At 70.1% G+C, this 25,111-nt stretch carries 25 protein-coding genes, 2 pseudogenes and 1 riboswitch; of the genes and pseudogenes, 13 read left to right on the forward strand and 14 right to left on the reverse strand.

Annotated elements, in window-relative coordinates:
• Window positions 1–6 precede the first annotated feature (6 nt).
• A complete protein-coding gene (locus ACWD3C_RS00600; RefSeq protein WP_451138515.1) occupies window positions 7–384 on the reverse strand; it encodes an ATP-binding protein in 378 nt (125 codons plus the stop codon).
• Window positions 381–587: a hypothetical protein gene (locus ACWD3C_RS00605; protein ID WP_451138516.1), complete on the reverse strand. Its 207-nt coding sequence runs from the start codon at window positions 585–587 to the stop codon at window positions 381–383. Before ACWD3C_RS00605 ends, ACWD3C_RS00600 begins: the two co-directional genes overlap by 4 nt.
• A gap of 117 nt (window positions 588–704) precedes the next feature.
• Here ACWD3C_RS00605 and ACWD3C_RS00610 point away from each other — a divergent pair, with 117 nt between their 5' ends.
• Complete coding sequence (locus ACWD3C_RS00610; protein WP_451138518.1) at window positions 705–1,613, forward strand: helix-turn-helix domain-containing protein; 909 nt, start codon at window positions 705–707, stop codon at window positions 1,611–1,613.
• Complete coding sequence (locus tag ACWD3C_RS00615) at window positions 1,537–1,734, forward strand: DUF397 domain-containing protein (RefSeq protein ID WP_451138520.1); 198 nt, start codon at window positions 1,537–1,539, stop codon at window positions 1,732–1,734. Before ACWD3C_RS00610 ends, ACWD3C_RS00615 begins: the two co-directional genes overlap by 77 nt.
• 170 nt (window positions 1,735–1,904) lie before the next feature.
• On the opposite strand, the gene ACWD3C_RS00620 is transcribed toward ACWD3C_RS00615, so the two are convergent.
• Complete coding sequence (locus ACWD3C_RS00620) at window positions 1,905–2,486, reverse strand: peptidoglycan-binding domain-containing protein (RefSeq protein ID WP_451138522.1); 582 nt, start codon at window positions 2,484–2,486, stop codon at window positions 1,905–1,907.
• Window positions 2,487–2,756: 270 nt separating this feature from the next.
• Between ACWD3C_RS00620 and ACWD3C_RS00625 the strand changes: the two genes are divergently transcribed.
• Window positions 2,757–3,074 carry a hypothetical protein gene (locus ACWD3C_RS00625; RefSeq protein ID WP_451138524.1) on the forward strand — a complete coding sequence of 106 codons (318 nt, stop codon included), beginning with the start codon at window positions 2,757–2,759 and terminating at the stop codon, window positions 3,072–3,074.
• Between the two features lie 43 nt (window positions 3,075–3,117).
• On the opposite strand, the gene ACWD3C_RS00630 is transcribed toward ACWD3C_RS00625, so the two are convergent.
• The 3 genes from ACWD3C_RS00630 to ACWD3C_RS00640 all read right to left on the reverse strand — a co-directional run bounded on the left by ACWD3C_RS00630 (window position 3,118) and on the right by ACWD3C_RS00640 (window position 6,354).
• Window positions 3,118–4,596 carry a protein kinase domain-containing protein gene (locus ACWD3C_RS00630; protein ID WP_451138526.1) on the reverse strand — a complete coding sequence of 493 codons (1,479 nt, stop codon included), beginning with the start codon at window positions 4,594–4,596 and terminating at the stop codon, window positions 3,118–3,120.
• The gene (locus tag ACWD3C_RS00635) at window positions 4,593–5,339 is read right to left on the reverse strand and encodes an FHA domain-containing protein (RefSeq protein WP_451138528.1); all 747 of its coding nucleotides are present in this window, start codon (window positions 5,337–5,339) and stop codon (window positions 4,593–4,595) included. Before ACWD3C_RS00635 ends, ACWD3C_RS00630 begins: the two co-directional genes overlap by 4 nt.
• 397 nt (window positions 5,340–5,736) lie before the next feature.
• Window positions 5,737–6,354 (reverse strand): RDD family protein, encoded by a 618-nt coding sequence (locus ACWD3C_RS00640; protein WP_451138530.1) that lies wholly within the window; start codon window positions 6,352–6,354, stop codon window positions 5,737–5,739.
• A 437-nt stretch (window positions 6,355–6,791) separates the two neighbouring features.
• Here ACWD3C_RS00640 and ACWD3C_RS00645 point away from each other — a divergent pair, with 437 nt between their 5' ends.
• The 4 genes from ACWD3C_RS00645 (at window position 6,792) to ACWD3C_RS00660 (ending at window position 12,054) form a co-directional block, all read left to right on the forward strand.
• Window positions 6,792–7,646: a bifunctional methylenetetrahydrofolate dehydrogenase/methenyltetrahydrofolate cyclohydrolase gene (locus ACWD3C_RS00645; RefSeq protein WP_451138532.1), complete on the forward strand. Its 855-nt coding sequence runs from the start codon at window positions 6,792–6,794 to the stop codon at window positions 7,644–7,646.
• Between the two features lie 67 nt (window positions 7,647–7,713).
• Entirely contained in the window at window positions 7,714–8,187 is a 474-nt protein-coding gene (locus ACWD3C_RS00650) for a DUF3017 domain-containing protein (RefSeq protein ID WP_451138752.1), read from the forward strand.
• Between the two features lie 679 nt (window positions 8,188–8,866).
• Complete coding sequence (locus ACWD3C_RS00655) at window positions 8,867–10,213, forward strand: helix-turn-helix domain-containing protein (RefSeq protein ID WP_451138534.1); 1,347 nt, start codon at window positions 8,867–8,869, stop codon at window positions 10,211–10,213.
• An 851-nt stretch (window positions 10,214–11,064) separates the two neighbouring features.
• Entirely contained in the window at window positions 11,065–12,054 is a 990-nt protein-coding gene (locus ACWD3C_RS00660) for a malate dehydrogenase (protein WP_451138536.1), read from the forward strand.
• Window positions 12,055–12,144: 90 nt separating this feature from the next.
• On the opposite strand, the gene ACWD3C_RS00665 is transcribed toward ACWD3C_RS00660, so the two are convergent.
• The 5 genes and pseudogenes from ACWD3C_RS00665 to ACWD3C_RS00685 all read right to left on the reverse strand — a co-directional run bounded on the left by ACWD3C_RS00665 (window position 12,145) and on the right by ACWD3C_RS00685 (window position 15,176).
• Complete coding sequence (locus tag ACWD3C_RS00665; RefSeq protein ID WP_451138537.1) at window positions 12,145–12,960, reverse strand: SAM-dependent methyltransferase; 816 nt, start codon at window positions 12,958–12,960, stop codon at window positions 12,145–12,147.
• A gap of 50 nt (window positions 12,961–13,010) precedes the next feature.
• Window positions 13,011–13,220, reverse strand: a pseudogene (locus ACWD3C_RS00670) (GNAT family N-acetyltransferase); the annotation flags it as partial.
• A 176-nt stretch (window positions 13,221–13,396) separates the two neighbouring features.
• On the reverse strand, window positions 13,397–14,113 hold the full coding sequence (locus ACWD3C_RS00675) for an isocitrate lyase/PEP mutase family protein (protein ID WP_451138539.1): 717 nt from the start codon (window positions 14,111–14,113) through the stop codon (window positions 13,397–13,399).
• Window positions 14,110–14,511 carry a carboxymuconolactone decarboxylase family protein gene (locus tag ACWD3C_RS00680; RefSeq protein ID WP_451138754.1) on the reverse strand — a complete coding sequence of 134 codons (402 nt, stop codon included), beginning with the start codon at window positions 14,509–14,511 and terminating at the stop codon, window positions 14,110–14,112. Before ACWD3C_RS00680 ends, ACWD3C_RS00675 begins: the two co-directional genes overlap by 4 nt.
• Before the next feature lie 146 nt (window positions 14,512–14,657).
• Entirely contained in the window at window positions 14,658–15,176 is a 519-nt protein-coding gene (locus ACWD3C_RS00685; RefSeq protein ID WP_451138541.1) for a carboxymuconolactone decarboxylase family protein, read from the reverse strand.
• Window positions 15,177–15,223: 47 nt separating this feature from the next.
• Between ACWD3C_RS00685 and pdxR the strand changes: the two are divergent.
• The 4 genes and pseudogenes from pdxR to ACWD3C_RS00705 all read left to right on the forward strand — a co-directional run bounded on the left by pdxR (window position 15,224) and on the right by ACWD3C_RS00705 (window position 20,064).
• Window positions 15,224–16,694: pseudogene (gene pdxR, locus ACWD3C_RS00690) on the forward strand (MocR-like pyridoxine biosynthesis transcription factor PdxR).
• Between the two features lie 84 nt (window positions 16,695–16,778).
• Window positions 16,779–17,132 (forward strand): hypothetical protein, encoded by a 354-nt coding sequence (locus ACWD3C_RS00695; RefSeq protein WP_451138543.1) that lies wholly within the window; start codon window positions 16,779–16,781, stop codon window positions 17,130–17,132.
• 17 nt (window positions 17,133–17,149) lie between these two features.
• Entirely contained in the window at window positions 17,150–18,334 is a 1,185-nt protein-coding gene (locus tag ACWD3C_RS00700; protein ID WP_451138545.1) for a glutathionylspermidine synthase family protein, read from the forward strand.
• Window positions 18,335–18,490: 156 nt separating this feature from the next.
• Window positions 18,491–18,581: riboswitch (ZMP/ZTP riboswitch) on the forward strand.
• 34 nt (window positions 18,582–18,615) lie between these two features.
• The gene (locus ACWD3C_RS00705) at window positions 18,616–20,064 is read left to right on the forward strand and encodes a glycine hydroxymethyltransferase (RefSeq protein WP_451138547.1); all 1,449 of its coding nucleotides are present in this window, start codon (window positions 18,616–18,618) and stop codon (window positions 20,062–20,064) included.
• Between the two features lie 117 nt (window positions 20,065–20,181).
• Here the strand turns inward: ACWD3C_RS00705 and ACWD3C_RS00710 are convergent, their stop codons facing one another.
• From ACWD3C_RS00710 to ACWD3C_RS00720, 3 genes are all read right to left on the reverse strand, one after another.
• A complete protein-coding gene (locus ACWD3C_RS00710) occupies window positions 20,182–20,946 on the reverse strand; it encodes a hypothetical protein (protein ID WP_451138549.1) in 765 nt (254 codons plus the stop codon).
• A gap of 629 nt (window positions 20,947–21,575) precedes the next feature.
• Window positions 21,576–22,559 carry a hypothetical protein gene (locus ACWD3C_RS00715; RefSeq protein ID WP_451138551.1) on the reverse strand — a complete coding sequence of 328 codons (984 nt, stop codon included), beginning with the start codon at window positions 22,557–22,559 and terminating at the stop codon, window positions 21,576–21,578.
• Window positions 22,543–23,205 (reverse strand): RNA polymerase sigma factor, encoded by a 663-nt coding sequence (locus tag ACWD3C_RS00720; protein WP_451138553.1) that lies wholly within the window; start codon window positions 23,203–23,205, stop codon window positions 22,543–22,545. The genes ACWD3C_RS00715 and ACWD3C_RS00720 overlap by 17 nt, the downstream gene beginning before the upstream one ends.
• A 91-nt stretch (window positions 23,206–23,296) precedes the next feature.
• On the opposite strand from ACWD3C_RS00720, the gene trpS reads away from it, so the two are divergent.
• Both trpS and ACWD3C_RS00730 read left to right on the forward strand, forming a co-directional pair.
• Window positions 23,297–24,334, forward strand: a complete 1,038-nt coding sequence (gene trpS / locus ACWD3C_RS00725; protein WP_451138555.1) for a tryptophan--tRNA ligase — start codon at window positions 23,297–23,299, stop codon at window positions 24,332–24,334.
• Window positions 24,335–24,515: 181 nt separating this feature from the next.
• Window positions 24,516–25,106 carry a 2'-5' RNA ligase family protein gene (locus ACWD3C_RS00730; protein ID WP_451138557.1) on the forward strand — a complete coding sequence of 197 codons (591 nt, stop codon included), beginning with the start codon at window positions 24,516–24,518 and terminating at the stop codon, window positions 25,104–25,106.
• Window positions 25,107–25,111: the final 5 nt, after the last annotated feature.

The following is a 25,111-nucleotide window of genomic DNA, read 5'->3' on the forward strand; positions in this document are numbered from 1 at the left end:
GACGCCTCAGCTCGGTGAGAGCTCGCACCACACCGTCTTGCCGCCACATGCCCGCTCCACACCCCAGTGCCCCGCGAGCGCGTCCAGCAGGAAAAGGCCGCGGCCGGACTCGTCGTCCGTGGCCGGGTGACGGAGGATCAGCCAGGAGTCGGGGTCGGGGTCGGTGACCTCCAGGCGCGTACGGCCGTCGGCGGTGTGGATGACGCGGAGGGTCACCCGAGTGCCCTCGCCTACGTGGCTGATCACGTTGGTCAGCAACTCGCTGACGCAGAGCTGGACTTCGGGGCAGGGGACGCCCAGGTGCTCCCGTACGGTACGGCGGACCTCGGGTACGGCTTTGGGGAGCGCGAGCAGAGTGAGGGTGAGCGGTGCCGGTGGGGTCACTGGTCGGCCGCCTTGAGCAGGGCGGCGGCCAGGGCCTGTGCGGTGGCCGTGTTGCAGTTGCCGAGGGCGATGAGGGGCGGCTTGGGGTACGTCCCCGCGAAGGTCGGCAGGTCGATGCCGAGGGAGGGGAGCGTGATGCCGTTCGCCTCCAGTGCGGTGCGGAGCTGCTCGACGCAGGACTCTGTGTCGTTGTGGGGGGTCATGGGGCGTACACCTTTCCTGTGCGTTCTGTGACGATTCACTCACAGAGTGGCGTCAAGCGGCGTACTGTGAAAGGCGTTTGAGTTGCGCACGTAAGTGGCAAACGGTGGTGGTGAGTTGTGCCTGCACGTAAGGATCCTGACGCGTCGGTGAGCGTTCCCTGCTTCTACGGTGCCGAGTTGCGCTTCAAACGGGAGCAGGCGGGGCTGACGCTGGAGCAGTTGGCGGAGGGGAGTTTTCGGGGGATCTCGTTCCTGAGTCAGATCGAGCGAGGCGAGCGGCGGATGCCGGAGGACCTCGCCAAGCATGTGGACGAGCGGCTGGGGACGGATGGGTTTTTCCAGCGGCGGTGTGAAGATGCGGCCAAGGCGCGGAGGGTCGGCATCGCCGAGTACTTCGCGGATGTCGCCGAGATGGAGAGGCTTGCGCGGACCATCAAGGACTGGGCTCCCATGTTCGTGCCCGGGCTGCTGCAGACCAGGGCGTACGCAACGGCGATCACCCGGGCGGCGATGCCGCGAGCCTCGGACACCGAGGTCGAGGAGATCGTGGGTGCTCGTCTGGGCCGAGCGAGGCTCTTCACAAGCGAGGAGCCGCCGAAGTTCTGGGCGGTTCTCGACGAGTTGATCATCCGGCGACGGGTGCTGCCGCCTGCGGGGATGGCCGAACTGCTGGACCACATCGCCGAGGTGGTCAGGGCCACACGGTCCATTGTGCAGATCGTCCCGGAAACCGCCGCGACCCACCCGTTCATGATGGGGATGACCCGGATCATGACCTTTCTCGACGCGCCACCGCTCGTGTACACCGAAGGTCTGCACAGCAGCCAAGTCATCGACTATCCGGCCCTCGTGATGGAGTACCGCGAGTCGTACGATCTGCTCAGGGCCGCCGCACTGCCGCCGGAGGCGTCCCTGGCCATGATCGAGGCAGCTGCAGAGGATTACCGGAATGAAGCACAACAGCAACATCGACCTGAGCTCCGTGCAGTGGCGCAAGAGCAGCTACAGCAACGGGACCGGCGGTGAGTGCGTCGAGGTCGACCCCAGCCTCCCCCACCTCGTCCCCGTCCGCGACTCCAAGGACCCCCAAGGCTCCATACTCGTGTTCCCCACCCGCGCATGGGCCCTCTTCGCCGAGTCCCTGTAGGGATTGAGCACCTTCGAGTGGGCGCTTGTTGGTGGCGTGGCCAAGAAACGGGCGGCCTCATCGGTCACGTCGTATCCCGGCAGGCCTTCGAGCCCGGTCCGGTGCGTACGACGCGAAGGACGGCCCGCCGGTCGTCGACCGGCGGGCCGTCAGGCGCTGCGAACGGTCGTTCAGCTGCAGCTGCTGTTGTTCTTGTAGCTCGCGACCTGCCACTGGCTGTTGTGGTAGAAGCGGTATTTGCCGCTCGACGTGCGGAAGATGTCGAAGTAGAAGCGGGAGCCGTGGTATCGGAGCTTGGCCCGCTCGTTGGGGTTGGCGCTGTAGCCGCGGTACTCCAGTTCGCCCGCGCCGGTGCTCTTGTTCCACTTGCTGTCGGCGGCGCCGAACGTCTTCTTGCCGACGATGCCGTCCTGCGTCAGCCCCCAGGCCTTCTGCAGCTGCTTGGTGGCGTACTTGGTGTTCGGGCCGAACTTGCCGTCGATGTCCGACTTGTCGAACTTGGTGCCGTTGCTCTCCTTGACGCCCTCCGCGTACAGGATGATCTGCCAGAAGCAGGTGGCGTTGGAGTCCTTGTGCGACGAGGTCGACAGCGTGCCCTCGTCGCCGAAGTCGTCGTAGTACGTGCCGGCGCCGCTCACGTAACCGTCGGAGGTGGCGGCCGAGGCCGGTGACGCGCTCACCGCCAGTGCGCCCGCGACGGCGGTGCTCACGGCGGCGGTGGCCAGACGGGCCCGAGTCGTACGGAAGTTCATGTGTGTCCTTCCCCCGTTGAGGTGTTGTGCGTTCTTGCCATGACCATGTTGGCCGCCGGGGCTGTATATGGGGAACCTGAAATGTTTTAGGTGCGCGGCCGGAACCAGTCGCCCCGGTCGGCCGCTCCCGGCGGCCGAATGGCGCATAACGGGATACAGAGTCCCTCGCTCCGCTGAGATGGTCGGGCACAGGCATGTCGCCCGAGCCAGGGAGGCCCGGTCATGTGGAGCAGATTCAGTGGGTTACGTCGTTAGGCCGCCGTTGGTGGGGTGCTCGCCGTCGCAGCCGCCGTCGGTACCGGGGCGGTCGGGAGCGCGTCCGCTGCCGAGAAGGCGGTCGTGCCCTGTGAGAAGGGGTACGTGTGTCTGGTGCCCCTGTACGGGACCGGGTGGCCGGTGCTCGTGCCGGAGGGGAAGAGTGCCGATTTCGACCCCGCGCTCAGAATCTCTGAGATCACCAACAACACGAGCATCACGTACTGCGTGGGAGGCGACCTCCACTACCCGCTCGGGTCCGGTCAGACGCGGACCGGCGTTCAGCAGGTGACGGGGCTGGATCCCTCGTACGGCGGTGCGTGTCTGCTGTGACCGTGTCCGGTGCGAACGTGTCCGCTGTGATCGTGTTCCGGACTCACCAGATCGACGAGAGCAGCGTCCACAGTGTGGACTTGGACGAGCAGCTGTCCACCAGCTCGTGGGAGAGCGGGGCGTAGGTGCCCGCCAGGTTGCCCATGCTGTTCGCCTGGCTGCAGCCGGTGCGCTGGGCCATCCGGCGGCGGTCGTTGCCGGCGGGCTGGAAGTCGGTGCCCCGGTAGTAGGCGACGTCCTGGAACTCTCGGCCGTCCGCGATGTTGTTGAAGGCCGACCTGACCGGGTGGCGGGCGGCCCAGTCGCATTTCTCCTCGCCCGAGAGCCAGTTCGCGTCGTTGCCCCGCCAATGGCACATCTCGCCATTGCCGTTGTGCTCGCTGAAGAAGCACACGGAGTCCTCCGGGCAGCGGTCGTAGCCGTAGACCACCTTGCCGTCCTCCCCGGTGGGGAACGCCGACCCCTTGGGCAGCGCCACATACACCGGCGTCCCGTCGTCCGGCACCACGTGTACGTACGCCGCCGTCGCCGTCCCCGTCACCGCCAGGAGCACCGTCACGAGCGCCGCCGTCAGGACGGGACGGCGGCGCCAGAAGCGGGGACGGAGCCGGGGGAGGCGGGGTGAGAGGGGGACGCCCGCGGCCTCCTCGACCCGGCGGAGGAGGGTGTCCGTGGTGTGGGCGGAGCGGTCCTCGTGGGTGCGGGCGAGGCAGTCGGTGATGATCTCCCGCCAGGTGGAGGGGAGTTCGGGGGACAGCCGGAGGTCCTCCGTGCCGCGGGCGTAGCGGACCGCCGCGTCCTGGCGGGCCTCAGTGGTGGAGCCGGGGAACGGGTGTGTGCCGGTGAGGACGCGGTGGGCGAGGACGCCGAAGGCCCAGAGGTCGGCGGTGGGGCGGGTCTTGGTGCCGCGTTCGCCGATTTCGGGCCAGAGGAGTTCGGGCGGGGTGTAGTCGGGGGTGGCGAAGGCGGGTGCGTATGCGTGGGTGCCTTCGAGTTCGGCGGCGAGGTTGAAGTCGGCCAGTCGTACTGAGCCGTCTTTCATGAGGAGTACGTTGGCGGGTTTGAGGTCGCCGTGCAGCCAGCCTGCGTGGTGCAGTTGGGCCAGGCCTTCGCAGATCTGGGCGAGGAGGGCGGAGCCGGAGTCGGGGGTCGGGGTCTGGTCCAGTACGGCGTCGAGGGAGCTTTCGGCCTGTTCCAGGACGAGGACGGTGGCGCCGTCGAGATCGGGGTGGTCGGGGTCGTCGACGGTCAGGGTCTCGTACATGCGGATGAGGCGGGGTGAGCGCAGTCGCTCCAGCAACTCGACCTCCCGTTCGGCGAGTTCGCGGAGGTGGCGGAGTTGGCGTGGGGTGCTGGTGCCGGTCGGGAGGAACTTCAGTGCCGCTCGCCGTGGCTCTCCACCGTCCAGGGGGCGGGCCGCGTACACCGTCGCGAACGCCCCGGACGCCAGCGGCTCGCGGACCTCCCACCGGCCCACGCGGTAGCCGAGGGGGATGGGGACGGCGTGGGGGATGCCGGTCATCCGGCCACCTCGCTCGGGACGGCGGGGGCCAGCACGACGAGGTCGTCCTCGCGTACGAGGTCGAAGCGGAGCGCGAGCGAGACGAGCGACTCCTTCTTGCCGTGCACGCGCTGGCCCGCCTCGGCCGTGTCGGGGCCGGGGCGCAGCCGGAGTTTGACGGCCAGGTAGTCGATGTTCCAGTAGACGGAGGAGCGGGCGGCCGCGGGCCAGCTGGGGCGCAGCCGTTCCACGAGCTGGTCGACGGTGGGCAGCGGGGCGTGCGGTGCGCCGCGCAGACGGGGCTCGCACAGGGCGGCCAGGACCGCGAAGTACCGCTTGGTGCGGTCGAGGGCGAAGGCCGGGCGCGTGGCGGTGCCCGCCAGCCCGGGGTGGGCGGGGCGTACGCCGTAGCGGTGGCGCGGGGCCCAGACGTCGAAGCTGAGCAGGTCGCCCGCGGCGGGCAGGACGACACGGGAGAACTCGAACGGGATCGGCGCGTCCAGACGACCGGGCGCAACCTTGACGTGCTCGCCCGCGCCCTCCGGGTTCTCCACCACGTACGTCTGGTCCACGCTGTGGTTGCTCATGATCCAGAACGCCTGGTGGGCGGCGATCTCTCCGGCGAGGCGCGGAACCCCTGCGTGGTCGATCCTCAGCGCGCCGTCCGTCGCGGCCCGTCCGAAGACGAGGCTCTCGCCCACCGCGAGCTTGATCTGGTCATCGGGTCCGTCGCACCGCGGTGGCACAACGATGATGCTGTGCATGGCGTTTGTCCCCCTCCTGCTCCAAATGCGGCTCAGAGTAAGCGGAGAGAGTGAGAGCGCTTGCACCTTTGGGCGGGCATGGCGCGTCACGTGAAGGATGTACCTAATATCCGCCCAGGTGGTTCACCAGGTGTTTTCTTTTGGTTCACACGGGATTCGAAACCGGCGTCGGAGTTGGAGTCGGAATCGGTACATGGCACGGCCTTCGGTGCTCCCCCGAAGTCGGGACGCACCAGGGCCGTGTCTCCCCTGAACGGGTGGAGACACGGCCCTGGGTGGGAATGGCGTGAGGGCCGTGAGGCGTGAGGGTCGTACAGGTGTTGCCCTCGGGTGCCTTCAGGCGGCGCTCATCGGGAGCTCGTCGCGGGTGGCTTCACCGCGAGTCACTGCGAGCGAGTCACTGAGAGCGGATCACGATCGACGAGCACACCTTGTCGGCGAACGTCTGCTTCTTGGCGTCCCACGCCGGCCACAGGTAGCCGAGGTAACAGGGAAGGCTGTCCAGGAAGTGCGCCAGCCGGCGGACGAACGCCATACCGATGCCGAGCGGCTGCCCGTCGCTCTCCCGGACCAGCCGGATGCCGAGTGCCTTCTTGCCGACCGTCTGCCCGGTGCGGCCCTCCATGATCAGCTGCCAGATCACGACACCGATCAGGCCGAGGGCGCCGAGGGAAACCAGGGCTGGCGTGTCCTTGCCCACGATGACCAGGACGTACGGGATGAGGTACAGGAGACCGTCCACCAGGGTGCCGAGGAAACGCTGGCCCCAGTTCGCGTACGGCGGCTCGGCACCGTAGCCCGGCTGCTGCGGGTAGCCGCCGTAACCGGGCTGCCCGCCCTGCGGGTAACCGTAGCCCTGCGGCGGGATGCCGCCCTGCGGGGTCTGCGGGTAGCCGTACGGCTGCTGGGGCGGCTGGCCCTGCTGTGGGTAGCCGTAACCCGGCTGCTGCGGCTGCTGCGGGTTCTGCGGCTGGCCGGGCTGGCCGTACGGGTTGTTGGGGGAGCCGAAACTCATGGCGGATTTCCTCCGTTGCAAGCATGGGGACAGTGCGGGTTGCGCGGAGGAACGTCACGGAAAGAGCGGCTTGCCCCCCTCGCAGACCGCGGTAGTGCGGCCCTCATGCTCTAGGCGTGGCGTGTTCTTGTCCAGCCGGTAGTCCTATGTGTTGTGCACCTGCAACGTCTGCGATCTTGTGGTCGGCGGGGTGGGCGGGTAGCGGGAGGGATGGCTGGGGTTTGTGGGTCGGGGGCGGGGTCTGATGGGGCGCGTGGCTGGGTGGCGCGTGCCTGGGTGGGGGGCCTGACGTCTGGCGGGGTGCGGCTGGATGGGAGCTCCTGCACCCTGCGGGTCCCGGTCGGACGGGAGCCCCCGCGCCCCGCGGCACCCGGCCCGATGGGAATCCGACCCGGTCGGATTGGAACCCCGTGGCTGTCATCGGCGAGGATGGGGCCATGACCGCCCAGATTCTCGATGGCAAGGCCACCGCAGCCGCGATCAAGTCCGATCTGACCGCCCGCGTGGCGGCGCTGAAGGAGAAGGGCGTCACGCCCGGACTCGGCACGATCCTGGTCGGCGACGACCCCGGCAGCCAGAAGTACGTCGCGGGCAAGCACCGCGACTGCGCACAGGTCGGCATCGCCTCCATCCAGCGCGAACTGCCCGCGACCGCCACCCAGGAGGAGATCGAGGCCGTTGTACGGGAGCTGAACGAGGACCCGGCCTGCACCGGCTACATCGTCCAGTTGCCGCTGCCCAAAGGCATCGACGAGAACCGCATCCTGGAACTGATGGACCCGGACAAGGACGCGGACGGCCTGCACCCGATGAACCTCGGCCGCCTCGTCCTCAACGAGCCCGCCCCGCTGCCCTGCACCCCCAACGGCGTCCTCACCCTCCTGCGCCGGTACGGCGTCGAGATCAAGGGAGCCGAGGTCGTGGTCGTCGGCCGGGGTGTGACGATCGGACGCCCGATGCCGCTGATGCTGACCCGGCGCAGCGAGAACGCCACGGTGACGCAGTGCCACACGGGTACGCGTGACCTGTCCGCGCACTTGAAGCGCGCGGACATCATCGTCGCCGCCGCCGGTTCCGCCCACCTGATCCGCCCCGAGGACGTCAAGCCGGGCGCCGCCGTCCTCGACGTCGGTGTCTCGCGCTCCGCCGAGGGCAAGGTCGTCGGCGACGTACACCCGGACGTCGCCGAGGTCGCCGGGTGGATCTCCCCGAACCCGGGCGGCGTCGGCCCGATGACCCGCGCCCAGCTGCTCGTCAACGTGGTCGAGGCGGCGGAGCGCAGTGTCGGCTGAGGAAACCCCCGAGGCCACCGGGGAGACCGTGGCGACCAGGGAGACCAAGGGGACCGAAGAGACCGAGGTGACCGAGGTGACCGAGGTGACGGAGACGCAGGACGTGAACGTGACCGACGCCGTCAGCGCACCGGACGCCGACGACAGGTCCGTACGGTCCACCCGTCGCTTCCCGGCCGTCACCAAGGACACCGCCCGGCCCGAGGGTGGCGGCCGCGCGGCCCCCGGCGACGCGCCCGCGCCCGCCCGTCAGTGGCCGATCCTCGCCGTCCTGTCCGCGGTCGGCATCGGGCTGCTGCTGACCGCGCTGGACGTCTTCCGCTACGGCACGATCCTGATCGGCGCGGCCCTGCTCACCGGCATGGTGCTCCGCTGGGTCGTGCCCGACGTGGGCATGCTCGCCGTACGCTCCCGGTTCACCGACATGGTGACGTACGGCCTCCTCGGCAGCGCCATCGTCCTCCTCGCCCTGATGGCGCAGCCCAACCCGTTGCTGGAGATCCCGTTCATGCAGGACACGCTCCACTACACGATCCGGTGAAGCGCCACGATCGGCTGAGCGCCACGATCCGCTGAAGGCTCGACGCACGGGTACGGCGGCCCATCCTCTCCCCCGAGCGAGGACGGGCCGCCGCTGCAATCCACACTCATCCACCATGAACGCCCTGTTCAACAGCTGTCAGCTCGCTGTGGCACGGAAGTGACGGTTCCGGCACGGTGTCCGGGTTCGGCACTTGGTGGAGCAACTGCGGCCCCTGAAGGTCACGTACGGACACCTGCGGGATGTCAGTCAACTCCCGTTTCTTGGCATGTGTGTTCGTTGTGTCGATGTGTTGACAAGTTCGAGGATTTCTCACGGGAAGTCCCAACGCCACGGATAACGTGGATAATCGGGACGGTCCGGGATGTCCCACGCGTCCACCAGGGCTTCCACCCTGCGGTACGGGACGCCGGTGGGACACTGGATCGCGGGCTGGAGGGCGTGCAACGGTGCATGCCTCGGCCCGAATGCTCCCGCGCGCCCCTTCCCCGGGAACTGGCATCCTGGCCGGACGCATCCCAGTGGGTAGCCAGACGACGGAGATCGGCTCGTTGGACGGACTCGGACTCGGCCTCGGCGAGGGCACCATGCGCGGAATCAGCGGAATCAGCGGGAGCGGCGGGATCAGCGGTACGGGGGGAAGAATCAGGCACGTTCGGGGGGAAAGAGGGGGGGAGCAATGCCTCGTTGGAGGGCCTTGCCCGATGAACTCGATCCGCAGGTAAGGGAGTTCGCCAGCCAGTTGCGGCGGCTCGTCGACCGCAGTGGGCTCAGCATCGCCGCGGTGGCCGACCGCACGGGCTACAGCAAGACGTCCTGGGAGCGGTATCTGAACGGCCGGCTGCTCGCGCCCAAGGGCGCGATCGTCGCGCTGGCCGAGGTGACCGGGACGAATCCTATCCACCTGACCACCATGTGGGAGCTCGCCGAGCGCGCCTGGAGCCGTTCGGAGATGCGCCACGACATGACCATGGAAGCCATCCGGATCTCCCAGGCGCGCGCCGCGCTCGGGGAGTTCGGGACGGCCTCGTCGCCGCCGGGCAAGGGCCAGGGCAAGGACAGCGGCAGAGCGAGCCGGAGTGCGACCGCGACGCCGGGTGTGGCAGGCCCGGCGGGCGTGGCGCCGACGATTCCGCCGCAGGCGCCCGCGCCCGGCGAGGAACGGACGTCGCCCGCGGGGCGGGGCGGGGGCGCCGCGCAGGGCCCGGCTTCCGCCGGCACCGGTCGGGGCGGCGGCAGTTGGGGGGTCGCTCCTTCGCCGGCGGATCCGTCGGGACCGTCGCGTGCGCCGGGCGGGTTCGGAGGGACTGGGAGCGCTGGTGGCCTTGGCGGCCCTGGTGGGCCTGGGGGTCCTGGGCGTCTCGGGGGCCTTGGAGGCCCGGGGAGCTCTGGAGGCCCCGGGAGTCCTGGAGGCCCCGGGAGTTCCGGAAGCCCTGGGGTATCCGCCCCCCTCGGTACGTTCGGTCCGGCCGAACCGCCGCAGGGGGCTCGGCCGGGCGGGACCGGGTTGCCCGGCGGTCCGTCCGGCGGTTCGCCCGGGAAGCGGCGGATCGCGATGCTCCTCGCGGGAGGCGTCGGTGCGCTCCTCGTGATCGGTGCGGCGTTCTTCCTCACCAACGGCGGTGGGGAAGACCCGGAGGCCGGGGGGCAGCCCTCGGCGCCCGCGACCTCGACCGGCCCCGACCTTCCGGCCGGTGTGAAGTGCAGTGGAGAGGACTGCTCCGGCAAGGACGCGGAGATCATGGGGTGCAGCGGCGATCTGGTCACCACCACCAGCGAGGTGACCGTCGGTACGACTGTCGTTCAAGTCCGCTACAGCGAGACCTGCGGTGCCGCGTGGGGCCGTATCACCGGGGCCGCCCAGGGTGACGAGGTCCGGGTGACCGTCGGCACGACCAAGGAGACCGGTGCCATCTCGGAGGCCGGGGACACCATCGCGTACACCCCCATGGTCGCCGTCAAGGACGCGGTCGAGGCAACGGCGTGCGTGACGCTGGCGTCGGGGCAGGAGGGGTGCACGGAGTAACGGGGAAGCGGCGGCCGTGTGGTGTGCTGTGGCTGTGTCGTGTGCTGTGGGGGCGTGCGGAGAGGGTGCGCGCTCCCGCCACGCAAAGTATTCGTCGTACGAGGGGAATGCCCGCGTCCGACCGGGGCAGGCGGACAGCACCCCCACGGGAGTCCGGCCCGTCCGGGAGGTCAACACCCCTTCCCGGCCCGGCACCCCCACACGGCGGCCGCCATCGTCCCCTCTCTCCCGGACCGGCGGCCGCCTCTTCCTTGTCAACGTCAAAGGGCGTGATGTTGTGGGCCGGGCCACACGGACCCGGCCCTCCGGGATCCCGGATGCGCGATAGCGTCTCTGGGACTCTCAAGGATCCTGGGTCATCGCGTGGCCCCGAGGGGTGGAAGCGGTAACGAGCGCGGACGAGTCCGGGCCGATCCTTGGGTAGAGCCCGTATGCGGCGTCACTGGCTGTGAGGCATATGCCGCGGCATCTGGACTGTGCCTGCCCCTCCGGGTCGGGCGCACCCTGGGATGGCCGCCCCGCCGGACGCTGGACCGGTCACCTCGGCGAAGCCGTGGCGCCGGTGGCGGGGACCGTGCGCATGTCGAGCACACGGCGGGTGTGCCATGCAGAACGACAGGCGACTTATACGATCACGCCCTGATCTTGCCCCAGCCTCATTGAGCCCCCTTCAACCAATCGCTGTGCTGCTGAGTATCCTGACGGCTGGATCTCTCTTGACGCCAAGTGATCGATCATTCGTACCCCCGATCGATCATCGCGGCGGAGACCGCCGGTCACCGGGCCGACGGTCGGGATCCCGCACCCCGGGGCAGGGACGCCCCACCGCCAGCTGTCATACGGAGAACGCCATGACCCGCACTCCCGTGAACGTCACCGTCACCGGCGCGGCCGGCCAGATCGGTTACGCACTGCTCTTCCGCATTGCCTCCGGCCAGCTGCTCGGCGCGGACGTGCCGGTCAAGCTGCGCCTGCTGGAGATCACCCCGGCGCTCAAGGCCGCCGAGGGCACGGCCATGGAGCTCGACGACTGCGCCTTCCCGCTCCTGCAGGGCATCGACATCACGGACGACCCGAACGTGGCCTTCGACGGCGCGAACGTGGCCCTGCTCGTCGGCGCCCGCCCCCGCACCAAGGGCATGGAGCGCGGTGACCTGCTGGAGGCCAACGGCGGCATCTTCAAGCCGCAGGGCCAGGCCATCAACGCCCACGCCGCGGACGACATCAAGGTCCTCGTCGTAGGCAACCCGGCCAACACCAACGCGCTGATCGCCCAGGCCGCCGCGCCCGACGTACCGGCCGAGCGCTTCACCGCGATGACCCGTCTGGACCACAACCGCGCGCTGACGCAGCTCGCGAAGAAGACGGGCTCGACGGTCGCCGACATCAAGCGCCTGACCATCTGGGGCAACCACTCCGCCACCCAGTACCCGGACGTCTTCCACGCCACCATCGCCGGCAAGAACGCCGCCGAGGTCGTCAGCGACGAGAAGTGGCTCGCCGAGGACTTCATCCCGACCGTCGCCAAGCGCGGCGCCGCCATCATCGAGGCCCGCGGCGCCTCTTCGGCCGCCTCCGCCGCCAACGCCGCCATCGACCACGTCCACTCGTGGGTCAACGGCACGGCGGAGGGCGACTGGGTCTCCATGGGTATTCCGTCCGACGGGTCGTACGGCGTCCCCGAGGGCCTCATCTCCTCCTTCCCGGTCACCACCAAGGACGGGACGTACGAGATCGTCCAGGGCCTGGACATCAACGAGTTCTCCCGCGCCCGCATCGACGCCTCGGTGAAGGAGCTGGAGGAGGAGCGCGAGGCGGTCCGCGGCCTCGGTCTCATCTGACCTCTCAGCTGACCTCTCCGCGTCATCCACTGATCCCCGGGCAGCCGCAGCCGCCCGGGGATCAGCACGTTGTGGGCCAGGTCGGAGCTGTCAGGGCTTGAGGGCCACGGCGCCGAACTGCGGGACGACGGGGGAGTCGGACTCGGACTCGGGCTGCCACCGGGAGCACGAGACGAGGCCCGGCGGGAGGAGGTCCAGGCCGTCGAAGAAGGCCTCGATCTCGGCGCGGCCGCGGGCGGTGATCGGCGGGGTGGCGTTCTCGTTCCAGAACTTCATGGCCGGGATCTGGCCCGCGCCGCCCAGTGCGACGTCGTGGGTGGGGTGCGTCAGGACGAGGTAACTGCCGGACGGGACCACGGACATGACCCGGCGCACGACGTCCCGCGCGTGCGCGGTGTCGAGTATGAAGTTGAGGATGCCCAGCATCATGACGGCGACGGGCTGTCCGAAGTCGAGGGTGGCACCGGCTCGTTCGACGATGGTGTCCGGGTCGTGGGCATCGGCGTGGATGTAGTCGGTGGTGCCCTCGGGGGTGCCTGTCAGCAGGGTGCGGGCGTGGATGAGCACGATGGGGTCGTTGTCGACGTACACGATCCGCGACTCGGGCGCGATCCGCTGGGCTATCTCATGCGTGTTGTCCATGGTCGGCAGGCCCGTGCCGATGTCCAGGAACTGCCGCACCCCGCGCTCCGCGGCCAGGAACCCCACCGCGCGGCCGAGGAACTCGCGGTCCGCGCGGGCCACTTCGCGGATCACCGGGAACATGGAGGCGACGTGTTCGCCCACCTTCTGGTCGACCTCGTAGTTGTCCTTGCCGCCGATCCAGTAGTTCCAGACGCGGGCGTTGTGCGCCACGCTCGTGTTCAGTCTCGCCGATCCGCCCGACGGGCGCTGGTCCTCACTCACGTCTGTCTGCTCCCTCTCCGCGTACCCGCGCGCCGAGTTGTGGCGCCCCCTCAGCGTACGAGCCGCTTCTCGAACCAGTACGCGGGATACGTGTTGTCGTCGTACCGCGGGATCTCGGTGTACCCGCACGCCCGGTACATCGCCTGCGCCTCGGCGAGCGACGCGTGGGTGTCCAGGCGTACGACGCCGAAGCCGCGTCCGGAGGCATCCCGCTCCAACTCCCCGAGCAGCCGCCGGGCAAGGCCGAGGCGGCGGGCGTCCCATCCCCAAGGGCTCCGCCCTTCGACCCCATCGGGGCTGCGCCCCGGGCCCCCGGTAGGGGGGTGGTGTGGGTTGTTGGCGGTCTGCGGGTTGTGTGTGGCTTGTCGCGCCCACGCGGCGGAGCCGCATATCGACACAGCCCCGCGCCCCTGACGGAGCGCGGCTGCACCCTCCGTTACTTCAGCCCCTCCGCGATTTCGCGCAGCGCGGCCGTCGCGCTGCGCTGCAAGCCCGGTCCGAACGTGACCCGGGTCGCCCCTCGTTTGCCGAGTTCGGTGGGTGAGGGGCCGTCGTCGGGGCGGGCGTAGGCGTTGAGCGGGCCCGGGATTTCCGCCCGCAGCAGGGGGAGTACGTCCACGGGGGCGTCGATCGGATACATGCAGTCGGCGCCGGCGGCGACGTACAACAGGGCTCGCTCGACGGCCCGTTCGGGATCGGTGACCCCTGCCTCGAACGTATCGACGCGCGCGTTGACGAAGAGACCGTCGCCCGCGGCCGACCGCACCTCGGCGAGCCAGTCGGCGTGCCGGGCGGGGTCCTTGAGGGTCCCGTCCGTGGAGTCCTCCAGGTTGCAGCCGACCGCCCCCGCCTGCCACAGCCGCTCGACCAGCTCCCTGGGCGGCAGCCCGTACCCGTCCTCGACGTCCGCCGACACGGGCACGTCCACGGCCCGGATGATCCGCGCGACGGCCGCGAACATCTCCTCGGCCGGGGTCTCGCCGTCCTCGTACCCGAGTGAGGCGGCGATCCCCGCGCTGGGCGTGGCGAGCGCCGGGAACCCGGCCTCCGCGAACGCCCGCGCACTGACCGCGTCCCACGGGCCCGGCAGGACGAGGGGATCGCCGGGCGCACGGCCGAGGTGGAGGGCGCGGAACGTTTCGACCTTGCTCATGGTTTATGTCCCCCTGGTGGAATCCGGCGGCTGACCATCAACCGGTTCCAGTTGTTGATCGCGGTGATCAGCCCGATGAGATGGGCGAGCCCGGCGGCGTCGAAGTACTCGGCGGCCCGCTCGTACACCTCGTCCGGTACGAAGCCGTCCGTCAGCACGGTCACCGCCTCCGTCAGCGCGAGCGCGGCCCGTTCGCGCTCGTCGAAGACGTCCTCGGCCTCCTCCCAGGCGGCGAGGAGGCCGAGCTGCTGCTCGCCGACGCCGTGCTCGCGGGCGATCGTGAGGTGCATGTCGAGGCAGAACGCGCAGTGGTTGAGCTGGGAGGCGCGGATCTGGACGAGTTCGGCGAGGGCGGGGTCGCCGAGGCCCTTCTTCGCGGCCGCGCTGAGCGTGGACATGGCTTGGCCGACCGCCTGGTCGAGCAGTCGCGTACGGGCCGTCGGCGTACGGGAAGTCGCCGTACGGGAAGTCGCCGTACGGGCAGTCTCCGCACGGGCCGCCGCCGTACCAGAAACCGCCGTACCGGAAGCCGCCGCGCGGGCCGTCACTTGCGCTGTCCCGGCTGGTAGTGGCCCGGCACCATGCGGGTGGTCACCCCGAAGCGGTTCCAGGCGTTGATCACCGCGATCCCGGCGATCAGCTGGGCCAGCTCCGCCTCCTCGAAGTGCCGGGCGGCCTCCTCGTACACCTCGTCCGGTACGAAGCCGTCCGTCAGGACCGTCACCGCCTCCGTCAGCGCCAGCGCGGCCAGCTCCTTCTCCGTGTAGAAGTGCCGCGATTCCTCCCACGCGCCGAGCTGGACGATCCGCTCGACGCTCTCGCCCGCCGCGAGCGCGTGCTTGGTGTGCATGTCGAGGCAGAACGCACAGTGGTTGATCTGCGAGGCACGGATCTTCACCAGCTCGTACAGCTTCGGGTCGACACCCTGCCGGGAGGCCGCGTCGAGCCTGATCATCGCCGTGTAGACCTCCGGGGCGTGCTTGGCCCAGGGGAGGCGGGGCGTGTGCTCGGAGGCGTACTCGGTCTTCTCGCGGGTCTCTTCCGTCGTCTCCGTCGTCGTCATGCCCTCGATCCTAGGAGCGAAGCAGCCCAGGAGTATGGTCCATTTCCATGGCGAAACCGTGGGCCACTTTCGGCGTCGACCTGCATCTGGAGCCGTCCGGTCCCGGCCTGTGCCGAGGCCTGCGCCGCGGCCTGACCGACGCGCTGTGCGAGGCCGTCCGCGGTGGCCGCCTCGCCCCCGGCACCCTCCTCCCCTCCTCCCGCTCCCTCGCCGCCGACCTGGGCATTGCCCGCAACACGGTCGCCGAGGCGTACGCCGATCTTGTCGCCGAGGGCTGGCCTGACGGCCCGCCAGGGCTCGGGCACCCGGGTCGCCGAACGGGCCGTCCCGCAGTCCACGCCCACGCCCGCCCCACGGCGCCGGGAAGTGCCCGGACCGGCGTACGACCTCATCCCCGGCACCCCCGACCTGGCCTCCTTCCCCCGCGCCGAGTGGCTCAAGGCGGCCCGCCGGGCCCTGGCCTCCGCGCCCTCCGACGCCCTCGGTTACGGCGACCCGCGCGGCCGGATCGAGCTGCGCACGGCCCTCGCGGGCTATCTGTCCCGCGCCCGGGGCGTACGGGCGGACCCGGACCGCATCGTGATCGTCTCGGGCTCCTCGCACGGGCTGATGCTGCTCGGCGCGGTGCTGCGGCAGCGCGGGGCGCGGTCGCTCGCCGTGGAGTCGTACGGCCTGGACGTCCACTGGGGCCTGCTGGAACGGGCCGGACTCCGCACGACCCCGCTGCCGTTCGACGAACTCGGCACACGGACGGGTGAGTTGGCGGACCTGTCGGCCGTACTCCTCACCCCCGCACACCAGTTCCCGATGGGCGTCCCGCTGCACCCCGACCGCCGGGCCGCCGTCGTCGACTGGGCGCGCCGGACCGGTGGGCTGATCCTGGAGGACGACTACGACGGCGAGTTCCGCTACGACCGCCAGCAGGTCGGCGCGCTCCAGGGCCTCGACCCCGACCGTGTCGTCCACCTGGGCACCGCGAGCAAGTCCCTCGCCCCGGGACTGCGGCTGGGCTGGCTGGTGCTGCCGCAGTCGCTCGCGCCGGAGGTGGTGGCGGCGAAGGGCCGGACCGACTGGTCGTGCGGGGTGCTGGACCAGCTGACCCTGGCGGAGTTCCTCACCTCGGGGGCGTACGACCGTCATGTCCGTGCCTCGCGCCTTCGCTACCGACGCCGCCGCGACACCCTGGTCTCGGCCCTGGCCGCCCGCGCGCCCGGGGTCCGGGTCACCGGTATCGCGGCCGGGCTCCACGCGGTCCTCCGCCTCCCGCCGGGCACCGAGCCGTCCGTGGTCCGGGCGGTGGCCTGGCAGGAACTCGCGGTCCACGGCTTCGCCCGCTACCGCCACGCCGAGGCGACCGCCGACCCGGTGGACGCTCTGGTGGTGGGCTACGGGACGCCACCCGACCACGCGTGGACGGGCGCGCTGGACGCGCTGTGCAGGGCGCTGCCCCAGGGTCTGTCCGGCCCTGGGCCACTGGAGAGCCGAGCCGGTTGGGCAGGGGCCGCAGTCGATCACTAGTCTGAGCGCCGGTCATCAGCCGGACGGTCGTCAGTCGTTGTCGTTGTACGCCGCCCGGTTCACACGCCCGACGGGGGAGAGCACATGGCAGAGCGGCGCAGACGGCTGCGGTCGAGCACGGTCGTACTCGGGGGAATGGGCGTCGTCGCGGCGGCCCTCACCTCCTGCGGTTCCGAACCGGACCGCCGCTGCGTGGACCGCGACAGCTACGACTTCGCCAACGGCTACAAGATCGTCGCCGCCAAGAACTGCACGTCCGGCTCCTCCTCGACATCGGCCGGCAAGAACCGCAGGACCGGCAGCCGCACCGGCACGGTCGACGCCGACTGGTACTACGACGCCGATGTCACCGGCCGCTGGGCCGACTACGGCACCTTCAGCCGCAGCGAGGCCGTCGACCGCGACGGCTTCGGCTGCTCGGGCTCCGGCGGCGGCTGAGCGGGAGGGAGGCCGTCGTGGAACGCCGCACCATCGACCCCCGCCCCGGCTGGCAGCAGACCGTCGAGGAACAGGGGCTCATCTACCCCCTGACCCGTTATCCGGACGGCTCCCTGCGCCCGTACTGGGACGAGAGCGCGTACTACGTCTTCACGCTCCCCGAGATCGAGGCGCTGGAGGCGACCGTCGAGGAACTGCACACGATGTGCCTGGCCGCGGCCGCGCACATCGTGGAGAAGGACCGCCTCGCGGACCTCGGCATCACCGACCCGCGCCTCGCCGGCCTGGTCACCGAGGCCTGGCACCGCCGCAGTGAACTCCCCTCCGTCTACGGCCGGTTCGATCTGCGGTACGACGGCACGGGCCCCGCCAAGCTGCTGGAATACAACGCCGACACCCCCACCTCGCTCGTGGAGGCGGCCAGCCCCCAGTGGTTCTGGATGGAGGAGCGCTTCCCGGGCGCCGACCAGTGGAACTCCCTCCACGAACGCCTCGTCGACGCCTGGAAGAAGCAGGCGGCCCTCCTCCCTCCCGGCAGCCCGCTCTACTTCGCGCACTCCGCCGGCGACGAACTCGGCGAGGACCTGATGACGGTCGCCTATCTGAAGGAGACCGCCGAACAGGCCGGTCTCGACACCGACTGGATCTCCATGGAGGACATCGGCTGGGACCGCCTCTCCGGCCGCTTCGTCGACAGGAAGCTCCGCTTCATCCGGGGCATCTTCAAGCTGTACCCGTGGGAGTGGCTCACCACCGACCGCTTCGCCCCGCACGTCCTCGCCACCCTCGACAACGGCGGCGGCACGGGGACGACGATGTGGATCGAGCCCGCCTGGAAGATGCTGCTGAGCAACAAGGCCCTGCTGGCGATCCTCTGGGAGCTCTACCCGGGCCACCCGAACCTCCTCCCCGCCCACCTCGACGGACCACGCGAACTGGCCTCCGGCCCGGGGTATGTCGCCAAGCCCCTCCTCGGCCGTGAGGGCGCGGGCGTGACCGTCCACGAACCTGGCGCCGACCCCGTCGTACGGGAAGAGCCCTGCTGCTACCAGGCGTTGGCCCCCCTCCCGTCCTTCGACGGCAACCGCGTCGTCCTCGGCGCCTGGGTCGTCGAGAACGAGTCGGCGGGCCTCGGGATCAGGGAGTCGGCGGGGCTGGTCACGGACGAGTACGCGCGTTTCCTGCCGCACCTGATCCAGTGATGATCCCGTGATCCAGCGATCCCGTGATCCAGCGATCCATTGCCTCGGCCTCCTGCCGTCTTCCTGTCGTCTTTCTGCTGTCTTCCTGCCCTCCTCCGGTCATCGCTCGCATGGTGGACGCGGGCATACCGCCCATCGGCTCGCCCGGTAGGCTGACCAGCGGGCCGTGACTGGCGCGCTGGGATGGGACCGACCATCGGGGAGCGGCTCGGAACGCGAATGTGTGCCGTGCGCCTGGGCCGAACCGTGAACGCTGAACGCCACGCCGTCCGGAGGCCGACTTGTCCGAGCAGCACCTCTCCACCGAATCCACCGCCTTCCGTAGCGCCCTCGATGTGATCCGGGCCGTGGAGCCGCGGGTCGCCGATGCCATCGGGCAGGAGGTTGCCGACCAGCGCGAGATGCTCAAGCTGATCGCCTCCGAGAACTACGCCTCCCCGGCCACGCTCCTGGCCATGGGGAACTGGTTCAGCGACAAGTACGCCGAGGGCACCATCGGCCGCCGCTTCTATGCCGGCTGCCGCAATGTCGACACCGTCGAGTCCCTGGCCGCCGAGCACGCCCGTGAACTCTTCGGCGCCCGCCACGCCTATGTCCAGCCGCACTCCGGCATCGACGCCAACCTCGTCGCCTTCTGGGCCGTCCTCGCGGACCGGGTCGAGGCCCCGGCCCTGGCGAAGGCCGGCGTCCGCAACGTCAACGACCTGTCCGAGGCCGACTGGGCCGAGCTGCGCCGGGCCTTCGGCAACCAGCGCATGCTCGGCATGTCCCTGGACGCCGGCGGCCACCTCACCCATGGCTTCCGCCCGAACATCTCCGGCAAGATGTTCGACCAGCGCTCCTATGGCACCGATCCCGCCACCGGCCTGATCGACTACGAGGCGCTGCGAGCCTCGGCCCGCGAGTTCAAGCCGCTGATCATCGTGGCCGGATACTCCGCCTACCCCCGTCTGGTGAACTTCCGGATCATGCGGGAGATCGCCGACGAGGTCGGGGCGACGCTGATGGTGGACATGGCCCACTTCGCGGGCCTGGTCGCGGGCAAGGTGCTCACCGGTGACTTCGATCCCGTTCCGCACGCCCAGATCGTGACGACCACGACCCACAAGTCGCTGCGCGGCCCGCGCGGAGGCATGGTGCTGTGCGACGACTCGCTCAAGGATCAGGTCGACCGGGGCTGCCCGATGGTCCTCGGCGGCCCGCTCCCGCACGTCATGGCCGCCAAGGCGGTCGCCCTTGCCGAGGCCCGCCGCCCCGAGTTCCGCGACTACGCCCAGGCCGTCGTCGACAACGCCCGCGCCCTGGCCGAGGGGCTGATGCGCCGGGGCGCCACCCTCGTGACCGGCGGTACCGACAACCACCTGAACCTGATCGACGTGGCCTCCTCCTACGGGCTCACCGGCCGCCAGGCCGAGTCCGCTCTGCTGGAGTCGGGCATTGTCACCAACCGCAACGCCATTCCCGCCGACCCGAACGGTGCCTGGTACACCTCCGGTATCCGTATCGGGACCCCGGCCCTGACCACGCGTGGCCTGGGCACCGGCGAGATGGACGAGGTCGCGGGCCTGATCGACCGCGTCCTCGCCATCACCGAACCCGGCACGACCAGCAAGGGTGCCCCGTCCAAGGCCCAGCACATCCTGGAGCCGAAGGTCGCCGACGAGATCTCCCGTCGCGCGACCGACCTTGTGGCTGGCTTTCCGCTGTATCCGGAGGTTGACCTGGGCTGAGGTCGACCTGGGCTGAGACCGGGTGCCGGGGGGCGGTGGCTGGTGTCCGGTGCGGTCTCTGGCGACTGGCCCGGTGTCGGTGGGCGGTGTCCTCTCCGTGTTCCGGTTCCGGGCGGCTCAGACGTCGAGCAGCTCCTGTCGTGGTTCCCGCGGCGGCCCAGGCTGGTGCCGGGTCGCCGCGCGGCGTATCAGCAGGGTGCCGCACGAGCCGAGGGCTACGCCGAAGGCGAGCGCGGGCGGTATCCCCCACCACCAGTCGGTTCCGGTGTCGGTCCGTACCGTCGCCGCCTCGGCGGGCGGTTGGCCCTGGTCCTGAGCCTGGTCTGCGGATCCGGCGGCGGATCCGGCAGCAGGCTCGTTGCCTGACAGGTTTCCGTCGTCCGTTCCGGCGCTCGTGTCTCCGGAACTCCTGCCCATGACGCCCAGCTCTGTGAGCAGGTCCCGCAGCTCCGCCGGGCGCTCCGCCTGGTGCCAGACGGCGTTGGAGTTGCCCCGTGGGCTCGTCGTGGTGAGTATCCATATGGTCTTGGTCTTGGGCACGGACGTGTACACCTGGTCGTGGCGCCAGGGCTCGACGTCGTGGATGAGCCATGTGACGTTGATCATGTGTCCTGCGTCGCCGTGATTTTCTGGCGGCCGCTCCTCACCGACGAAGTTGTCGCCGTCGACGTCCAGGCTCTCGCCGGGGGTGCCGAGGAGATTCTGTAACAGGCTGTACTCCTTGTCGGTGGTGTACAGCGACGCTGTCTGTGCGCTCGTGGGTGAGGCCAGTAGGACGCTTGTCGGGCCGCCCGCCGTCGAGGGCGCCGCCCCCAGGAGGACGAGGGCGAGAGCTGTTACCGATACCCCGATCAGCGCGGCCAGTTCGCGGAGTCTGCGCATGTGACACCCCCTGTCTGTCCTGGTGCGGTCTGTCCGCACCCGCTGTGTCATTCCTGGTACACCGCTCGCGCCGTCGGGGTTCCCAATCCGGCTGTAGGACTTTTGGCGGTCGCCGGAACCGAGGTTGGGGGCGTGTGTGGGGTGGGTCTTACGGATGTTGTCTCGCCCCCGCCGCCCCTACCCGTCCCGTCCCCAGGGGCTCCGCCCCTTCGACCCCGCCAGGGGGCTCGCTGCCCCCTGGACCCCGTTGAGGGCTGGGGTGGGCAGTGCGCGGGGTGGGGGAGCCCGGGGTGGGTGGGGTGTGCGCGAGTGGTGGGGCGACTCGGGGTGGTGGGTGGTGTGGGTTGTGGGAGAGTGCGGGTTGTGGGTGGCTGGTCGCGCAGTTCCCCGCGACCCTGACGGGGCGCGGCCCCCTCGGCCCTGACGGGGCGCGGCCCCGGCCTGGAGAAGCGCCGACACCGATGAGCCTGCGCCGTACCTCACCAGCCCGCGCCCAAGCTCCTCCGGCTTTGCGTTAAGCCCTTCCAGCCCACGCCGGGCGCCTTCCGACCCACGCGGCGTCTTCCAGCGCGGGCCAGTACCCGTAGGCCCCGGCCAGCCACCCCTCCGGCCAGAGGTTTCTGCACCCGTCACCCCAGAGACCTCGCGATCTCCTCCGCTCGTGTCTTTGATGCCACCCCCTCAAGGCGGAGGGTCAGCTCACCGGCGTGCATCCAGAGGAGGGTGGGGCCGGCGGTGCGGGCGGAGGGGGTGAATGGGGGACCGGTTTTGGTTTCGAGCCAGAAGGTCAGGAGGTGGGGGTTGGGGAACCACAGGGCCGGGTTGGTCGGGCCGCCGGTGTTGCCGTCCTGGGGCAGGTCCACCCACTCCACCTCCTGCTTGGTCTGCACGCTCTTGATGAAGCCGATGTCCAGCGGGGCCGGGTACTCGTCGAGTCGGATCGTCCGGCCCTGCTCGTGCCAGCACAGGCTGATCAGGAAGCGGTTCTGGGGCTCGCGGGTCACGGTTACCGCGTCCGGGGTGCCCAGTGCCTCCGGCACGCGGGGTGTGAAGCCGGCCCGGCGCTCGGCCTCCGGGAGGGAGACCGGGGTGTCGCAGTCCGGCACCGACGCTTCGTCCGACGGCACCGCCGACGGGTCGTACCGCACCTCGACCCCGCCGAAGCCGAACCAGTCGGCGACCGCGGCCCGCACCGGAGGGGTGAGGACGAGGACGGTGAGCAGGCCGCACAGCGTGGCCGTCAGCGCGCGCCAGCGCCTCCGCGCCCAGCCGCGCATCTCGCGCAACCGCTCGCCGGGACCCGGCGGTTCGGCCACCGGGACCGGCATGTGCTCGTCGAGTATCCGTTGCAGGACACGCTCGACCATCGTCTCGTCCTCGTCGGCCCCCGGCGGCCGGTCCAGCGACCTCCCGAGCGCCCTCAACTCCTCGGGAAGCCGGGCACCGGCACCCGCACCCGCACCGGCACCCGCACCCGCACCCGCGCCGCCGGACACCTCGCCGGAACCCTTGCCAGAGCCCTCGTCAGGTACCTCGCCGGACAACTCGCCGTCCCCCTCGCCGTACTTCCCGTACTCCCCGTACTTCCCGTGCCACTCACTCACCCTCGTCACCTCCTCCCCTCAGCTCCAAAGGCTCCTTGGCCTTGATCGTGCTCTTGATCGTGCTCCTGGTCGTGGTCTTCGACTCGAACTCCGGCAGCAGCCGGCCCAGCTTGCGCAGCGCCCGGCTCAGTCGGGACTTCACCGTGCCGCGTGGCCAGCCCAGGGCCTGGGCGGTCTCCGGCTCGTCCATGTCCAGGAGATAGCGGTAGGTGACGACGAGCCGATGCTCCTCGCTGAGCCTCTCCAGGGCACCGAGCAGGGCCACGCGGCGCTCTCTTTCCAGGGCGGCGACCGCCGGGTCCGCCGACTCCGGTATCAGTGGCTCCGCCTCCGTCAGAGCCGCCTCGCGGTCGGCCAGTGAACGCCTCCGGCCCGCCGCCCGCACTGTGTTCCTCGTCTCATTGGCCACGATCGACAGCAGCCACGGCCGAAACGACGCGCCGTCGCGGAAACGGCCCAGGGTGCAGTACGCCTTGAGGAAGGCCTGCTGCACCACGTCCTCCGCGTCAGCGCCCGCCCCGAGTGCCCGGGCCGCCCTGAGCGCGATGCCCGTGTGGGCGCGCACCAGCTCCGCGTACGCCTCCGGCTCCCCGGCGCGTACGCGTGCGATCACCGCGGCCTCATCGACGATGCGGCTCCCCTCCCGCGTTCTCACGTATGTGCTACACCGCCGGAGGTCAATCGGTTCCCCCCTGTGTCACATCTGTTTCCAGTCAGTTCCGGAACGGGCCCCGACACCTGAGAGAATGATGAGCATGGCCTCTGAACGTCCCCGCGTGGACCGTCCCCGCGTGCTCTCCGGAATCCAGCCCACCGCAGGCTCGTTCCACCTCGGCAACTACCTCGGCGCCGTTCGCCAGTGGGTGGCTCTGCAGGAGACCCACGACGCGTTCTACATGGTCGTCGACCTGCACGCGATCACCATTCCGCAGGACCCGGCGGACCTGCGCGCCAACACCCGGCTCGCCGCCGCCCAGCTGCTCGCCGCCGGTCTCGACCCGGAGCGCTGCACGCTCTTCGTCCAGAGCCATGTCCCCGAGCACGCCCAGCTCGCCTGGGTCATGAACTGCCTCACCGGCTTCGGCGAGGCCTCCCGCATGACGCAGTTCAAGGACAAGTCCGCCAAGCAGGGCGCCGACCGGGCGAGCGTCGGCCTCTTCACGTACCCGATCCTCCAGGTCGCGGACATCCTCCTCTACCAGGCGAACGAGGTCCCGGTCGGCGAGGACCAGCGCCAGCACATCGAACTCACCCGCGACCTCGCCGAGCGGTTCAACGGCCGCTTCGGGGAGACGTTCACCGTGCCGAAGCCGTACATCCTCAAGGAGACGGCGAAGATCTTCGATCTTCAGGACCCGGCGACCAAGATGAGCAAGTCGGCATCAACCCCGAAGGGGTTGATCAACCTCCTCGACGAGCCGAAGGCCACCGCCAAGAAGGTCAAGAGCGCGGTCACCGACACCGACACCGTCATCCGCTACGACGCCGAGAAGAAGCCCGGCGTCAGTAACCTGCTCACCATCTACTCGACCCTCACGGGGGCGCGCATCGCGGAGCTGGAACAGAAGTACGAGGGCAAGGGGTACGGCGCGCTGAAGACGGACCTCGCCGAGGTCATGGTCGACTTCGTGACGCCGTTCCGGGATCGCACCCAGCAGTACCTGGACGACCCCGAGACCCTCGACTCGATCCTTGCCAAGGGCGCAGAGAAGGCGCGCGCGGTCGCTGCGGAGACACTTTCCCGGACCTACGAGAGGGTGGGCTTCCTGCCCGCCAAACACTGAGCCCATACCACGGCGCCACGCGCCGCACATCACTACGCCTGCGCCTGCCCGGAAGCACCTCCGTGGCCGTACAGTCGATAGCCGAACGAATGCCGCACCAGCGGCCACCCCTGCCCGACAAGACCGCCAAGACGCCGCCAAGACCGCCAAGAGAAACACCGGAACGACGACAGGAGACGACGTGGGGACCGTAACGATCGGTGTGTCGATCGCGGTCCCGGAGCCTCACGGCAGCCTGCTCCAGGAGCGGCGAGTGGGCTTCGGTGACCCCGCGGCTTCCGGCATCCCCACCCACGTCACACTGCTGCCGCCGACGGAGGTCGACGACTCGGAGCTGCCCGCGATCGAGGCGCACCTCATGGAGGTCGCGGCCGCCGGGCGTCCCTTCCCGATGCGGCTGTCCGGCACGGGAACCTTCCGCCCGCTGTCGCCCGTTGTGTTCGTGCAGGTCGTCGAAGGGGCCGAGGCCTGCACATGGCTGCAGAAGCAGGTCCGGGACGCGTCGGGGCCGGTGGCGCGCGAGCTCGCCTTCCCGTACCACCCGCACGTCACGGTGGCGCACGGCATCGCCGAGGAGGCGATGGACCGGGCGTACGAGGAGCTGTCCGAGTACGAGGCCGGGTGGTCCTGCGCCGGGTTCGCGCTCTATGAGCAGGGCGCGGACGGAGTCTGGCGTCGGCTGAAGGAGTTCGGTTTCGGCGGCCCGGTCGTGCCGCCGCAGGCCGGCACCCCGGCGGGACACCGGGACAGCGGCGGCCTGCCGACACGCTGAAGGAC

Source organism: Streptomyces sp. NPDC002845 (genome assembly GCF_053591955.1).